The 12669-nt window shown below is 61.6% G+C and carries 20 protein-coding genes; all 20 read right to left on the bottom strand.

Features of this window, described 5'->3' with window-relative positions; all coding sequences use genetic code 11:
• Window positions 1-48 precede the first annotated feature (48 nt).
• The 20 genes from AC6R19_RS12370 to AC6R19_RS12275 all read right to left on the bottom strand — a co-directional run bounded on the left by AC6R19_RS12370 (window position 49) and on the right by AC6R19_RS12275 (window position 12658).
• On the bottom strand, window positions 49-966 hold the full coding sequence (locus AC6R19_RS12370; RefSeq protein WP_500580124.1) for an SU10 major capsid protein: 918 nt from the start codon (window positions 964-966) through the stop codon (window positions 49-51).
• Window positions 967-998: 32 nt separating this feature from the next.
• Complete coding sequence (locus tag AC6R19_RS12365) at window positions 999-2000, bottom strand: hypothetical protein (protein WP_500580123.1); 1002 nt, start codon at window positions 1998-2000, stop codon at window positions 999-1001.
• 4 nt (window positions 2001-2004) lie between these two features.
• Window positions 2005-2250 (bottom strand): hypothetical protein, encoded by a 246-nt coding sequence (locus AC6R19_RS12360; RefSeq protein WP_500580122.1) that lies wholly within the window; start codon window positions 2248-2250, stop codon window positions 2005-2007.
• An 8-nt stretch (window positions 2251-2258) separates the two neighbouring features.
• Complete coding sequence (locus tag AC6R19_RS12355) at window positions 2259-4295, bottom strand: portal protein (RefSeq protein WP_500580121.1); 2037 nt, start codon at window positions 4293-4295, stop codon at window positions 2259-2261.
• Complete coding sequence (locus AC6R19_RS12350; RefSeq protein WP_500580120.1) at window positions 4295-5791, bottom strand: phage terminase large subunit; 1497 nt, start codon at window positions 5789-5791, stop codon at window positions 4295-4297. Before AC6R19_RS12350 ends, AC6R19_RS12355 begins: the two co-directional genes overlap by 1 nt.
• Complete coding sequence (locus tag AC6R19_RS12345) at window positions 5769-6302, bottom strand: DNA-packaging protein (RefSeq protein WP_500580119.1); 534 nt, start codon at window positions 6300-6302, stop codon at window positions 5769-5771. The genes AC6R19_RS12350 and AC6R19_RS12345 overlap by 23 nt, the downstream gene beginning before the upstream one ends.
• 30 nt (window positions 6303-6332) lie before the next feature.
• On the bottom strand, window positions 6333-6587 hold the full coding sequence (locus AC6R19_RS12340; RefSeq protein WP_500580118.1) for a hypothetical protein: 255 nt from the start codon (window positions 6585-6587) through the stop codon (window positions 6333-6335).
• A gap of 23 nt (window positions 6588-6610) precedes the next feature.
• Complete coding sequence (locus AC6R19_RS12335) at window positions 6611-6904, bottom strand: hypothetical protein (RefSeq protein WP_500580117.1); 294 nt, start codon at window positions 6902-6904, stop codon at window positions 6611-6613.
• On the bottom strand, window positions 6904-7155 hold the full coding sequence (locus tag AC6R19_RS12330) for a holin (RefSeq protein WP_500580116.1): 252 nt from the start codon (window positions 7153-7155) through the stop codon (window positions 6904-6906). The genes AC6R19_RS12335 and AC6R19_RS12330 overlap by 1 nt, the downstream gene beginning before the upstream one ends.
• Entirely contained in the window at window positions 7152-7532 is a 381-nt protein-coding gene (locus tag AC6R19_RS12325; RefSeq protein ID WP_500580115.1) for a 3TM-type holin, read from the bottom strand. Before AC6R19_RS12325 ends, AC6R19_RS12330 begins: the two co-directional genes overlap by 4 nt.
• Window position 7533: 1 nt before the next feature.
• Entirely contained in the window at window positions 7534-7911 is a 378-nt protein-coding gene (locus AC6R19_RS12320; protein ID WP_500580114.1) for a D-Ala-D-Ala carboxypeptidase family metallohydrolase, read from the bottom strand.
• Window positions 7912-8096: 185 nt separating this feature from the next.
• The gene (locus AC6R19_RS12315) at window positions 8097-8750 is read right to left on the bottom strand and encodes a hypothetical protein (RefSeq protein ID WP_500580113.1); all 654 of its coding nucleotides are present in this window, start codon (window positions 8748-8750) and stop codon (window positions 8097-8099) included.
• Between the two features lie 8 nt (window positions 8751-8758).
• Entirely contained in the window at window positions 8759-9127 is a 369-nt protein-coding gene (locus AC6R19_RS12310; RefSeq protein WP_500580112.1) for a hypothetical protein, read from the bottom strand.
• 17 nt (window positions 9128-9144) lie between these two features.
• A complete protein-coding gene (locus AC6R19_RS12305) occupies window positions 9145-9465 on the bottom strand; it encodes a hypothetical protein (RefSeq protein ID WP_500580111.1) in 321 nt (106 codons plus the stop codon).
• Window positions 9466-9559: 94 nt separating this feature from the next.
• The gene (locus AC6R19_RS12300; protein ID WP_500580110.1) at window positions 9560-10036 is read right to left on the bottom strand and encodes a NinB/YbcN family protein; all 477 of its coding nucleotides are present in this window, start codon (window positions 10034-10036) and stop codon (window positions 9560-9562) included.
• Entirely contained in the window at window positions 10036-10335 is a 300-nt protein-coding gene (locus AC6R19_RS12295) for a hypothetical protein (RefSeq protein WP_500580109.1), read from the bottom strand. The genes AC6R19_RS12300 and AC6R19_RS12295 overlap by 1 nt, the downstream gene beginning before the upstream one ends.
• A gap of 60 nt (window positions 10336-10395) precedes the next feature.
• Window positions 10396-10998, bottom strand: coding sequence for a Thoeris anti-defense Tad2 family protein (locus AC6R19_RS12290; protein WP_500580108.1), 603 nt, complete (start codon window positions 10996-10998; stop codon window positions 10396-10398).
• Window positions 10999-11069: 71 nt separating this feature from the next.
• Complete coding sequence (locus tag AC6R19_RS12285) at window positions 11070-11336, bottom strand: hypothetical protein (protein WP_500580107.1); 267 nt, start codon at window positions 11334-11336, stop codon at window positions 11070-11072.
• 9 nt (window positions 11337-11345) lie between these two features.
• Window positions 11346-11837: a hypothetical protein gene (locus tag AC6R19_RS12280; protein WP_500580106.1), complete on the bottom strand. Its 492-nt coding sequence runs from the start codon at window positions 11835-11837 to the stop codon at window positions 11346-11348.
• 14 nt (window positions 11838-11851) lie between these two features.
• Window positions 11852-12658, bottom strand: a complete 807-nt coding sequence (locus AC6R19_RS12275; RefSeq protein WP_500580105.1) for a YdaU family protein — start codon at window positions 12656-12658, stop codon at window positions 11852-11854.
• Window positions 12659-12669: the final 11 nt, after the last annotated feature.

Raw genomic sequence — 12669 nt, 5'->3', positions numbered from 1 at the left:
GCAATAAAAAAGGGCCCCGCAGGGCCCTTGTCATTGGAGGGGTGGCGCTTAGCCGGCGCCGGTGATGTGCTCGATCACGAACCAGGTTTTGTTGTTGAGGACGTTGCCGCAGCCCTCCCACAGCCACATCATCGGCTGCGAGTGACCGGTGACCGCCAAGGTCTTCAGCTTTGAAGGCTGCAGGACCGAAACGTCGGCATACTCGGAGTCGATGCCGAGCATGGTGGTGGCATCCATGAACCGGCCCTTCACCACGCTCAGGGAGCCGTGCGGCGTGTCGATGATGTCGATGCAGTCCACCAAGCGCTTGTCCTCGATGTCCCGGTTGCGGCCTGACTGCTGGGCGAAACCGGCAATGGGATCGGCGAAGATCGGGTTGATCAGCAGGGTATCCGGGTTGCCGCCGGAATTGTACGCCTTCAACTGGCCCGCCTTGATGGATGCCTCACCGTTTGCCGCGGTGAACGCTGTCGGGGTAACACCACCATCGCCGGAGTGGTCGACGCGGTTGTCGGTGTGCACCTGGATGGCCAGGCCGGCCATGCGCGCCGCGGTGGTGGAACCGTCGCCGGCCACCGCGGCCTGAGTCGGCATGCCGGTCATCGCGAACTCACCGTCGTTTTTCAGCTCACGCAGCTTCACCGCAGACTGATCGCGCAGCTCGGACTTGCGGCCGTGCTTTTTGATCTCCTCCAGGGTGTCGGAGATTTTGAACGCCTTGTCCATCAGCTGCGGGCGGTTGGAGCGCGGCACGGTCGGGGTGTAGGTCTTGGTCGGGTTATCGTTACCCTCGATCTGCGCGTTATCGCCGGCGGCGGTCAGGTCGCGCTGCTGCCACTCGTGCAGCTTGCCGGTCGCCTTGGACTTCTTGGCGATGTTCATGAACGGGGTGTCGATGGTCTTGGTATCAAAGATCGCGTCTTTGAAGTCCTCGGCGTTGCCGACGGAATCGTAAGTGGTAGTCATGGATCTATCCTCAGATCAGAGTTGAGCTTCGCTCAGAGTCCGAGCTGCGCATCCACCTCGGCGGCGATCACGCGATCCTGCGCGCGCCGGTCGCCCTTCGCGGCCAGAGCGCGGTCACGCTTCAGGGCGTCGGCGCGCTTCTGGGCTTCGCTGCGGGGTTTCTGCACAGCCTTTTTCTTGATGGTGCGTTTCACAGATTGGGGTTTGGGTTTGGCCTCGACCTTCCGCGCCTGCTCGGCGCGCATCTGGTTGAGCAGTGCTGACAGCACCCAGGGGCGGACCTCTTGCGCGATCTCCTCGCGCGGTACGCCGCTTTCCACGGCGTAATCCATCACCTGGTGATACAGCTCGTTGCTCCAGTCCGCGTGCATTTCCTTCAGGGTGGCGACGGCGTCCTGCGCCTTTCGCTTGAATTCCGCTTCGCGCTGCTCTTTCGCCTTGTCCTGGAGTTGCTTCACGGTCTGTTCTACCTGTCGGTAGCCGGTCATGGCCTGCTGAAACTGACCTTTCAACTGCTGGTATTGGGCCGGGTCGCTGACTTGCAGCGCTTGCCAGTCAATACCCTGAAACTGCTGCAGCGGCGCCGCCAACTGCGCCTGCACGAATTCCAGGATCTGCTCCGACTGCTCCAGATTGGAGTCTGCGGTCTTCTGGGTTTCGGCCAGTTTCTGGTATTTCTTCGTGTAACCCGCCTGGAAGTTCTTCTCGGCATCGCGCCAGGCCTTCACCTGCTTGACCGATACCTCTTCGCCGTCGATCTTGAGGGTGGAGTCGTCGGACAGGTCCGCGCTCTCCTCGTCGTCTTCGGCTTCTTCCGATTCCTCCTCCTCGGTGTCAGCGTCGTCCTCGGTTTGCTCCTCTTCGGAGTCCTCGGTCTCGGCCTCTTCCTCGGTGTCGGTATCGGTTCCAGACTGGGTTTCTTCCTCATCTGCGGTCTCGGCTTCTGGTTGCTCTGTTGAGTCCTCCACCTCGCCCATGACTTCGGAAAGTGCATCGTCGAGCGCGCTGCGCTCTTGGTTCTCGGAGTCCGCCATGCGGTTATTCCTCGGTTGGTTGGTAATAGCTGTTCAGCTTCTCGGTAACCCGGTGCAGTGCCCGGGTCTGCCGGTGCAATTCTTCGCGCTGCGCCGCGTTCTCGCAGTGCAGCCACTCCCGCTGTATGTCCTCCATCACGTCCCGCACGGCCTGCTTGTAGACCGGGCTGTCCCAAAGCTCTTGGGCGGCGGATGAGCGGGCGAGCGGTGACAGGCAGGTGCCTGCGACCCGCTGCAGTAGTTTTTTCATGGGAAGTCTTAAATTGTTACGGTGACTTTGGCGCGGTCCATGGCGAGTCCCAGGTCATCCATTACCTGGTCGTGCGCCTCGGCATCCTCGGCCAGGCCTTGCTTGCGGCGGCCCAGCTCGGCGTCCAGGGCCTGCTTCTGAGCTTTCAACTCGGCATCGGTCTGCGCCTTGAATTGGCGCGTCTGTGCGTCCTGCGCCTTGATGCCAAGCTCCTGCTGGTTGACCTGCCGCAATACAGTCTGCAGCTGCTGGTTCTGCATGGTGAGCTGCTGCATCTGCTGGCTGAGCTGCATTACCTGCTGCTGCAGCTGCGCCGGCGTCGATTGCGGATCCGTCAGGAACTCCGGAGACGGCTGCCCGGATAGCTTGAACACCTCGCGCAGCAGCGCGTACTTGTTCTGCGGGCCGTAGATGGTGGCCAGGCTCTGGTCCATCTGCATGCCCTGTATCAGGGAGTTGTGCAGCACCAGCAGCGTACGGGCCCGGTTCTCGGCGTCGTCCGGCGTCAGGGCGGTGGTCACCTCCATATCCACGCTGTCGCCCAGTTCCTGCGGCACCAGCGCCAGCCACTGGCCGTCCACCTCCGCCGTCACGCCCTGCTGGTCGTGCTCGAGGCCTAAGGTGTAGATTTCCTGCATGATCGGGATAAGGAACAGTTCGGCGTAGCGCCGGGCCATGCCCATCACCCGGCGCATGGCCGCAGTGGTCATGCGGTTGATCATGTCGTCCGCATTCTGGTTACTGATCACTTCCTGGTTGAGGCCACCGGTCAGGCGCGAGACGCCGGCGCGATGCTCCTTGTCCTGGTTCAGCATCTCCAGGGTGGGCATTGTCAGTGAGGAGAGCTGCGGCGCCGGTGTCGGTATCGCTACCTCAGTGATCGGCTTGTCGTAATCCTTCTTGACCCAGTGGGTTGCGCCCAGGGGGTTGTCTATCCAGTCCGCGGGATTCACGAAAGCGCCCTGGCGGGCGACGCGCGACTGGTTGTTGGCCATCATCAGGTTGTCGACGATCTGGCGTTTGATCGTCGACTTCAGCTTCTGGATGTCACCGATGATGTCGTAGGTGGACAGGCCTTCATACCGGTGGGCCACGCGCATGGCCGCCCAGTTGAAATAGATCATGCGCTGAACTTCGGTACTGTCCAGCAGGGTATTCCCGACCTTGAATACCTGGTGCAGCTCACTCTCGCCGTCGCCGTCGTCGTCCCACCAGATGTACAGCTCGTAAAGCTCGAGCAAGTCCTGCGAGGCCTCGCCGAGATAGTCCTTCTCCAGGGTTCCGTCGCCCTCGCGCGCCTGTTCCTCCAGCTCGTGTTCGGCGTCGCCGTCACCGGTGAGCCCGGCCACGATGTCTGGATCAAAGCCCATCTCCACCAGTTCGGAGCGGGTGACCTCTATCTTCTCACCCCAGAAGCGCGCGTCCTGCGGTGAGGTGGCCTGCGGGTCGCGCACCACCCGTTCAGGCGCGATGATTTCCACCACCACGCCGGACTCATCGACCGGGACCTTGATCTCGGCGTCGATCAGGCCGGTAGCCTCGTCCTGCTCCGCCTCGACGATCTCCGCCCCGGACCGCTCAAGATCGGCATAGGCCTCGGCAGTGATGCCCTTCACCAGTTGGGTCTTGTGGCTGGTCTGCTCCTCCCAGTACACCTTGGCGGTGCAGTTCTTGGAGATCAGTGCGTCCTGGATGGAATCGTGCAGCAGTGCATAGCCGCGATTGCCGCGGTTGAATACCCGGTTACAGTAGCGGGTACGCAGCTTTGACTGCAGGACATCATTGCCGTCCTTCGGGGTGAACTTGACGGTCTCGCGGTTGGAGGCGAATACCTCCAGCAGAATTTCCTTGGTGTCCTCCACCGCGTCGAACACGTCGCGGGAAACATAGTCGCTGCGGCCCTCGCGCTCGTTACCGAACGGCTCGCCGTAGTAGTACTTGTATCCCTCGTAGCGGTCGTCGGTGACAGTGGAGTCGTCGTCACCCTGGGACAGCTGGATACACTGGTCGGCCAGCTTCAGGATGTCGCTATCGGATTTGGCCATCAGTAACGGATTCCAGGATTTGAACGGGAGTAGTCGAAGTCATCATCATCGACCTCGACCTCGGCCATGCACATCATCAGCGCGTCGGCCATGTTCGGGGACTCGATGCCCAGCTTTTTCATTTCGGGTTTGCTCAGCAGCTGGATCTTGCCGCCGGCGACATATTTGCGCGGGATGCGGCACACCTCGGAGCGCAGCTGCGCCAGCTCCTCGATGTCACCGCTGATACTGATCAGCTCGTCGGGGCTGATGTACTTGCCCTTGTCCACCGCCAGCCAGGTCTTGAACATCCGGTCCCGCAGCATCCAATAGAACTGCGCGCGGCGGTTGGCGAAGGTCTCGCGGTTGGTCTTGGGCTCCTTGACCTCGCCGTCTTCCGGCTTGTAGATTGCGTCCGGCTTTTCCGGTACCGCGGCACCGTTGAAACCCACCAGCTCGATCTTCTTGCCGGCGAGGCCGCCGCTGACCTGCCCCTTGAGTCCTGCGCCGATACCAACCACGTCCCAGATAAAGGCGTCCGGCTTGCGCTCGTTGGTGTAGCTCAGCGCCCAGTCGGTAGCGCTGGCCACGTCGCCAGCGTCGGTAGAGCGCGCGTCCAGCACGACGGAGCCGTGCATATAGGCCACGGCCTTGGCGTCGCCCGCGTCGGCCGGGTCGTAGCCGATGCGCTCCTGGCCCACCGGCTCGAAGCCCAGCCTCTTGTGGGCATCGACACAAGCGTCGAACCACTCCGGCTCAATGATGGCGTTGTCCACGGTATCGGCGTAGGCACCCAGCCAAATGTGCTCGTACTTCGCCCGCGGCAGCTTGTCATAGTCCCGGGCCCGGTCCTTCTCCAGCACCTCAGGGAACCACGGGTTATCGGGGTAGTTGATCTCGATGATCAGGAGGTCGTCATCTTCGTAGATGCCGTCTTTCGCCAAGTGCTTCTCGTAGGGCTGCAGGTAGCGCTTGGCGAACGGGTCATTGCTGGCGCCGCGGTTCAGCGTGAACAGCAGCTGTGAGCCCTCTTCCCGCACCGTCGGCGCCAGCAGATCAATGCTCTTCTCGGAGAGCGTGGCCGCCTCCTCCACCCACACGCCGTTGACGGCGAAGGTGGACTTCATCGACTCCAGGTTGCGCGCCAGGCCGCGATAGAAGCCGCCGCCGCCGTCCGGGCCGTAAACCCTGGTAGCGTCGTACCTGCAGGCCTCCAGGCCAAGGGCGTCGATCTGCGCCTTCATGAGCGGGTGCACTGACTCGTCAATGCTGTTCTGGAATTCCCGCGCCATCATCCAGCGCTCGCCAGCATCGATGCGGCGGGCCACGAACTTGGCCGCAGTGAAGGACTTCGCCGAGCCCCGGCCGCCGACCAGGATGATAATCCGCTGCGTGGCGCTGAAGATGCAGCGGAGCCGCGGCGGTACGCCCTGCAGGAATGCCTGCTCGCGCTCCCAGACCTCCAGGGCCTCGGCGAGCTCTACCGCCTCCGCCTCAGTCACCGGAGGTGGGGTCACCTGCGCCGACTGTCTCCGGGTCTATGCCGTGGCGCTCCAGCACCTCTCGGGCGCGGGTCGGGGTCATGCGGTGCTCGTGCTTGATGGGGCCGCCATCCTTGCCGGTGACCTCCTGTGCTGACTGGTCCTTCAGGCCCAGGTCCCGGGCAATGATGTTCGCGTTCAGCAAATCCGCAGCGGCGCCGGCGAACTTCTGGGAGTAGATCACCTCCTCAGCTCGCGAGACGACTGCGGAAAAATCTTCGTCAGTCTTCCATGCCGTCCAGGTGGAGCGGTCAATATCCAGGAATAGGCACAGGCCTGATATGGTCATTGCGCGCATTTTTTGCACAGTATCGCGCGTCACCTGGCCCTGATATGCGAACAGCTTCTCCTCACTGAGAGGGTTATCTTCCACCCACTCGAAATACTCGCAGCAGGCCTCCCACAGGGCCTCCGAACTGGAGAACAGCTTGTCGCGGCCGTGCTTTGTCCGCGCTTTCCAGAATTGATTGCCAGGTGGTGCTGCCATGGGTGCGAGTCCTCGAGGGTTGTTCGCGGGTTACTTCGGGAAATAGATACTTGCCGTCGGGAGGGATTCCAGCCACTCGCGCTCCCACCGGATCGGCATGCCGGCGGCATTGCAGAAGGTCACGGTCTCCTTGTCCGCGGCCAGTACTCTCAGCTTGGCGCCGTCGATATTGACCATCACGCCAGGCTTGAACGGGTCGGGCTGGCCCCTGAACAGGCGCTCGAAGAAGCCCTGTTCAGTATTCTTTGTGGCCTTGCCGCCCCTATTTCGCTGCAGTCGTTTCATTGTGTCTCCAGGATCCGCACGCATTACCTTCCCGGGAGGGAGGGCTTCCAATCCTCATCCACTTCGGATTCCTCCATATCGCGCACCAGGGCGGAGGCCACCGTCTGCGGGAAAGCCCACATCGGCAAAATGCCGCCGGTATCCCAATTGCAGTAGGCCCGGCCATCCGCACCGATTGCCACAACAGCGAAAGCGCGAATGTCTGCCTGCTTGGCGACGTTTCGGCAGTATGCGGCCAGGTCCCGTGCGAGCTCCCGCTTTCTGCGTCGCTCTATGGTGTTCTTGTGCAGCGACAGACTGACCGGCTTCTTCGCCATCACTTTCCCCGGGCAGGACCTTCCTGCTGCTGCAGCCAGGCCTTGTGCGCCTCGTCACGCCGGTCGCGGCGAATACCGAAATACAGATTTGTGAGATAGCCCAGGATAGCCACACCCAGGCCGCCGGCCGCCAGCAGCTCCTGAGTTGACCAACCGCCGACTACCGCTGTGCCCGCCCCCGTGTAGGTCGCTGCGCTGGCGATTTTTTGAATCATGGTTGTGCTCGCCGCCTCCTGAGCTGCTGGGTTCACGATTGCTTCCACGTCTTGATGGCCTTTTCCGCGCTCCTGCCCACCACGTAGCCGCCCAGACCAATCTGGACGATCTTTAGGAGCGCGAGGACCTGGGCCTCGCTCAGGTTGGGCGCCGTCCAGCCCAGCCAATGGGCCACGATAAGGCCAACGAAGGTGAGCATGGTCACCGGCCGCCAATTTCTCTGTAGGCATGATTCGCCGCCAGCCTCTGCCGTGATGATCGAGGTGGCCGCCTTCAGCTCCTCGATGTCCATGCCAATCAGTTGGGCATCAATCTGCGCCTTGAGCCGATTGGCCTCGGTCTTGTCCGGGAAGGCCTTGTCGATAGCCTTGCCCAATAGTTTGCTGATGGCACCGATTACAGGGACGCCCATGTCAGTAGCTCCAGACAGTGGGTCGGGTGCGCTCGCCGGGCTCCGCCGGCAAGTCATCCAGGTGGATAAACCGCTTGCCGACCTCGCCCTTCTGCATCACCCCGATACCGGTAAATCCCTCCTCCAGGGCGACCTTCAGCAACCTGTGGCACCGGCCCAGGGCGACGGAGATGTCGACGGCCTGGCCGCTGGCATGGGTCATGGTCGCGCCGATACGGGCGTTGTATTCCGGACAGCGGTAACCGCTGGTCACGATCATCGGCGCCGCGAAGCGCTCGCGAACCCGGATCAGGCGGCGCAGAGTGTCGTCGGAGAAGTGGTTTTGGCCACAGCAGCGGCAGGACAACTCCTCTTCGCTGAAGTAGTCGTTGTCGAACATTGCAGTCACCAGAAATAAAAAAGCCCGCAGCTGGGCGGGCATAGGGGTTTGGAATCGCAGTTGGGGGTCTGTGATTCACGGGGGTCAGAATTCGGGCACAAAAAAACCCGCTCGGTGGCGGGTTATTGGCTCTACGGCGTAAAAACCGCAGCATGGGAAAAATGTACCGTTCTGGCACAAACCTGTCAACCCGCCGCGCGGCACCGCTCCTGATAGCTCTCAACCAGCTCGGCCACCGGCCCCAGCGCCCTGCCCGGCAGCGGGTCCAGCCGCCGCTGTAGGCGCTGCCATACCCTCTTCCACTCCCGATCCCAGGTCGCCTTGTCCACTCCCAGGATGGTGCGCGCCTGCCGCAGATCGACGTGCCGGCCGTTCACATCCCGCAGGCAGCAGGCAGTAATGCAGAACAACGCCAGCTGGCTTACCTTTGTGCGGTCGTGCGGCTCCCCCCAGGAGTCAAACTCGCGCATCAGGTAATCCAGCAGCGCCGCGCGCTCCCTGAACCGGGGCGCCGGCGGCGCGTAGGCAGCCATACCCCAGCAATACGCCAGCGGGTCCCGGCGGCGGATTTTGCCAATCACACTCTGCACTAGCGCCTTTTCGCACGCGTCCATGATGCGGGCGCTGCTGCCCTTTCCCACCCGTGTCTCTACCGCGTAGGTGGTCGGCACCCGGGCGCTGGCGATCACCTTGCCGTCGTCGTCGGTGATCGTGTCGTAGGCCCGCCGGCGCGTGCGGCTGCGATCAGTGGAACCGGCGGCCATGGTCTCATAGTCGGATTCTGCGGTCGGACAGTCGTAGGCGTCGTGCCACGCTTGGCGGGCTGTAGCGAATCTCATGCGCTCCCCTATATCACTGAGACAACGGTCATGTTTTTGACCACCGCTTTTGCCCCATTCCCGATAGGAAATTTCCCGCTTTTCAGGGCTTTTACCTGCGCTCGCGTGGCATCACTCAGAATCTCCGAGCGGACCTGATCCAGGTCGAGGCCCATTACCCGCTCCAGATAACGGATAATGGCGTGCTCGGTGACAACCGGATCAGCCTCTGCCAGCCCGTCAATTTCTTGCTCTACCGCCTTCAGCTTGTTCTCCGCCTCGGACAGCGCCCGGTTAGCCGACTTCGCCTCTTCCCGCAGGCCTGGCAGTGTGGCCAGCAGCCTGTCCCGACGCGACTGCAGCTGTTTCAGCTTCTCGCTATCTCTGATCCCAGCCATAGCTCCCCCCCCTCTACTCAGAAATACCCAACTATTTCCAACCGACCCTCAATGCCTATAGCCCGCTGCTCCAGCATGCGGTTGTGGTGCTCGCGGTAGTACCTGGCTATCTCTGAGGCCTCGCGCTTCGCCAGGCGCCCCAGCTTTGTGTCCTGAGCCCGCTCCAGGACTATCTCGAACAGCCCATCGCCTAGCTTGTTCCGCACCCAGTCGGCGAACTCCTGCGGCCGGCTGCCCAGGTAGCGGTGGCAGCCGTAGCAGTGGGCGAATGCGTTGTCCGGGTCGAACCGCACCGACCATTTGCCGCGGCCGTGAAAATGGGAGCAGTGGAGCCCCATGGAATTGCACTCATGCTGCGCGCCGCAGCGCTCACAGGTCCACCCTGACCTCTCCCTGACGCATTTGCTGAATGCTATGTCTGCCGGCGTTCGCTTAACTTCGCCCATTGATTTCCTCCGCCAATGTCCGGTAATAGCCGCTGACCGGCTCCTGCACCTGGATACTCCAGAACTGCCACACGAATTGCCGCACCTGCTCCACGAACTCGGAAAACTGAGCGGTGTTGAGCTCAGTGGTGGACTTGTAAAGCGTCAGACTGCGACCCCTGGCCTCAATGCTGCCGATGGTGAGGAACTTCGTTTTGAAGATCTCGTGCAGAACATCCTTGGTGTAAGGGTGCTCGGTACCGTCGTCGCAGTTGATGACAATGCCGGCGGCCTCGAGCTTCGACCGGATCTGCTCGTACACCCAGCCCCATAGGAATCGGTTCTGCAGGTCGCTGCGCTTTTTCTTGTAGGGCTCCACCTTGATCGCTACCGGTGCCGCCTCGTCCGGCCGGATACACGCCAGGTGGCCCATTGCGGCCGCCTTCTGGTCATCGGTACGGATTACCCAGTATTCGCCATCCATCAGGCAGCCACCTCCCGAAACCGCTCCGCCACCGCAGCATCGACCTCCAGAAGCTCCACCAGCCGGCCGGTATGCGGGCAGTTGGTGTGGCCGGCGCGCACCAGGGATCCGCACTTGATCAGCTCCGCCACCCGGCCGGCGACCTGGTTGGGCCGCAGGCCGGTCGCGTCCTCGAGCTGCCGGCGAGTACACCGCTGCAAGCTGATCGCCGCGCGAAAGATCCGCTCGCGGCAACTGCTGGCGAGGCCGTGGTCCTGCAGCCAGCGGTAACTGGCTTTGCTGGTTTCGGTTACTGGCATGGCTTTGTCCTCGATAATGGCCGTCCGTGCCGGCGCGGCGCCAATTCAAAAAATCAGAAATTACTGACCGGCGCGAACCGCCCGAACACACGCGCTGAGGTAGCGGTGGCCGCTGCTGACAAGGCCGCCGTTGAAATTGACAACCCAAACGGCTGCGTCATTCCAGGCACAGGGGGTGCTGGTCCAATAAGCGCGGCTTTTTGTATCCGGATACTTGTCGGTATCAATAGCCGGATCGTGGCGAGACAGATCCCGTAGGGACTGCAGCTCTTCGCAAGTCGGCATGCGCCAGCCTTCTCCGAGTTCGGCGATGGCCTTTTCGGCGGCCTCATAGGTAACGGCTTCACCGTCCAGGAGCGTTTCGCTCCACTGAAGCTGCCCTGGTTGCGCCTCCGCAACTACGACTTGCCAATCCTCGGCGAGCATGTCGGTTTGGCTCGCCAACCATCCGGGCGGCATATCACCCTGAGCTGTATACATGTCGATGTGGGGGTTGATGTTTGTGGCTTCAGTTATCCCTGCATTGCTATATGGCGTCCCGGCGACTGGCCGAACATTCGGCGTTCCCGGAACCAAAATCAGCCACATGCCTTTTCCGTTCCATCCGGCGCGCTGAACTTTTTCACCCTGTTTCAGAGCTTCGATAGCCTCTCCAAAATTCATGGTCACTCTCCAGTTTGGTTAATGGTGCGCCCCATACCGGCGGCGCGGTGCATCCTGTGAGGGGATGTTTGTTACGCGGCGCCCTGTATGCTGAGATCGCCCTGGTGCGCGAACTCTGCATAGGCCGCCAGCTTCTCGCGCGCCTCCGGCAGGTTGTCGCGGTGGAATGTGCCAAGGTAGTTAATATCTCCCTGCTCGATGCGGCGCTGGGTCAGGACGGTGTTAGCGAACATTGCGTCCACGCGATCCGCGCGTTTGGTGCGGAACACGGCCAGCGGGCTGCTCGCGTCGGTTATCGCGATTCGGTCGTAGGCGTCGGGTATGGTTGCTATGGTCATCGGGGTCTCCTATACGGTTTGCTGGCCCGGATCTTCATCCGGAAACATTGATTTCAAGTTGTCCAGGGTGCGCTGACCGATTGCGCGAGAGCGCTCCTGTGCGGTTTTGTCGGGCAACTGCAGCGGCGGGAATGGCTTGTGTATCCGTGCTGGATTGCCTTCCGTGACGCCACCGTGCGCGATCAATCCGATAACCCTGTCAATGTCCAGGAATCGATAGTCAGGGTGCCCCTGCTGGCGCATGTAGTGGAGCGCCTCCAGGCCCTTATCGATCTGCTCCCGTGAGAAACCGATCAGGTGTGCCGCATACTCGCGCTTGGTGATCTGTTCGGTTGTTTCGTCGGGCATCAGCGCGTCGTATTGGGCGGCATTGACCAGGCGCAGCCGAGCGAAGAAATACCCCACGGCATTGCGCTGTTCCTCCGTGAGTTCCGCCGAACTCATCGGCCGGCGCCGGTGCTGCGTCGGCGGCTGTGTTAGCAGGGTGGTCACGTCTTGCATGGCCATCACTCCCGTTAAAAATTCGTAGCTCGCTGTGGATCAAACGTCGCAGCGGCGCGCTCCGAGCGCTGCTGCATCGCGGTTTTGTAGGGTTGAACAGGAGGTGATCGCGGCGCTTGGTTCTGGGCTTTGGATAGCCAGGAATTCAGGAACCGCGGCATCCCGCCGAGGGTTTTCCGCTTCGCGGGGTTGTCAATGGACCACTGGCGGGCGTTACGGAGTTCCTGCACCACGTCCACTGCCGGATAGGTTTCCCGGTACTCAGCGACCTTGGTGTCGGTCACCTGGAATACCTCGCCTCTGCGATTCGTCGGGATCTCCAGCACAACTTCCGGTGGAGCCTCCGAAGGGGGCGACGCAGAAGAATTACCGTTAGGTAATTCATTACTCTGTTCTGTTCTGTTCTGTTCTTTATTCGTTGGGTTTTCGTTCGACGGATTTTTAACGGGCGTTGAACGGCCGTTGCCTTCCCGTTTGTTTTTTTCAACCTTTGCCCGCTTTCTGGCCTCTGCCGAAGCCTTGCCTGCGGCGGCCCTCTGTGCTTGGGCATCCCTCGCAGCCTGTAAATCAGCCTCGATGCGGATGTGCTCCCAATGCGTCCCCGTGTCGTTGAAGAACTCGCTCAACGACTCTTCAACGGAAGGCCAACGGTCGTTGGAAACCCGTGCAACGGCTTGCAAGCGCCTCTTTGGGATAGGCTTTCCGGTTTGCCAGTAGTTGAAGATCAGCAGGAGGTAGGCACCGTGTTCCTCGGCCTGCAGGTGCATGGTGTCGGCCAGGTAGTCGGCGATATAGAGTTGGATGTACGGCAATGCTGCCATCGATACCCCCG

The sequence above is a fragment of the Microbulbifer sp. SE14 genome, assembly GCF_059834885.1.
Note: the sequence above shows the minus strand (reverse complement) of the source record. Positions and strands in the feature narration are given on the sequence as shown.

What these genes read in the sequence shown, in the direction of transcription:
- AC6R19_RS12370 (WP_500580124.1), bottom strand. Translation starts at nt 966, where the DNA reads ATGACTACCACTTACGATTCCGTCGGCAACGCCGAGGACTTCAAAGAC.
- AC6R19_RS12365 (WP_500580123.1), bottom strand. Translation starts at nt 2,000, where the DNA reads ATGGCGGACTCCGAGAACCAAGAGCGCAGCGCGCTCGACGATGCACTT.
- AC6R19_RS12360 (WP_500580122.1), bottom strand. Translation starts at nt 2,250, where the DNA reads ATGAAAAAACTACTGCAGCGGGTCGCAGGCACCTGCCTGTCACCGCTC.
- AC6R19_RS12355 (WP_500580121.1), bottom strand. Translation starts at nt 4,295, where the DNA reads ATGGCCAAATCCGATAGCGACATCCTGAAGCTGGCCGACCAGTGTATC.
- AC6R19_RS12345 (WP_500580119.1), bottom strand. Translation starts at nt 6,302, where the DNA reads ATGGCAGCACCACCTGGCAATCAATTCTGGAAAGCGCGGACAAAGCAC.
- AC6R19_RS12340 (WP_500580118.1), bottom strand. Translation starts at nt 6,587, where the DNA reads ATGAAACGACTGCAGCGAAATAGGGGCGGCAAGGCCACAAAGAATACT.
- AC6R19_RS12335 (WP_500580117.1), bottom strand. Translation starts at nt 6,904, where the DNA reads ATGGCGAAGAAGCCGGTCAGTCTGTCGCTGCACAAGAACACCATAGAG.
- AC6R19_RS12325 (WP_500580115.1), bottom strand. Translation starts at nt 7,532, where the DNA reads ATGGGCGTCCCTGTAATCGGTGCCATCAGCAAACTATTGGGCAAGGCT.
- AC6R19_RS12320 (WP_500580114.1), bottom strand. Translation starts at nt 7,911, where the DNA reads ATGTTCGACAACGACTACTTCAGCGAAGAGGAGTTGTCCTGCCGCTGC.
- AC6R19_RS12315 (WP_500580113.1), bottom strand. Translation starts at nt 8,750, where the DNA reads ATGAGATTCGCTACAGCCCGCCAAGCGTGGCACGACGCCTACGACTGT.
- AC6R19_RS12310 (WP_500580112.1), bottom strand. Translation starts at nt 9,127, where the DNA reads ATGGCTGGGATCAGAGATAGCGAGAAGCTGAAACAGCTGCAGTCGCGT.
- AC6R19_RS12305 (WP_500580111.1), bottom strand. Translation starts at nt 9,465, where the DNA reads ATGGGGCTCCACTGCTCCCATTTTCACGGCCGCGGCAAATGGTCGGTG.
- AC6R19_RS12300 (WP_500580110.1), bottom strand. Translation starts at nt 10,036, where the DNA reads ATGGATGGCGAATACTGGGTAATCCGTACCGATGACCAGAAGGCGGCC.
- AC6R19_RS12295 (WP_500580109.1), bottom strand. Translation starts at nt 10,335, where the DNA reads ATGCCAGTAACCGAAACCAGCAAAGCCAGTTACCGCTGGCTGCAGGAC.
- AC6R19_RS12290 (WP_500580108.1), bottom strand. Translation starts at nt 10,998, where the DNA reads ATGAATTTTGGAGAGGCTATCGAAGCTCTGAAACAGGGTGAAAAAGTT.
- AC6R19_RS12285 (WP_500580107.1), bottom strand. Translation starts at nt 11,336, where the DNA reads ATGACCATAGCAACCATACCCGACGCCTACGACCGAATCGCGATAACC.
- AC6R19_RS12280 (WP_500580106.1), bottom strand. Translation starts at nt 11,837, where the DNA reads ATGCAAGACGTGACCACCCTGCTAACACAGCCGCCGACGCAGCACCGG.
- AC6R19_RS12275 (WP_500580105.1), bottom strand. Translation starts at nt 12,658, where the DNA reads ATGGCAGCATTGCCGTACATCCAACTCTATATCGCCGACTACCTGGCC.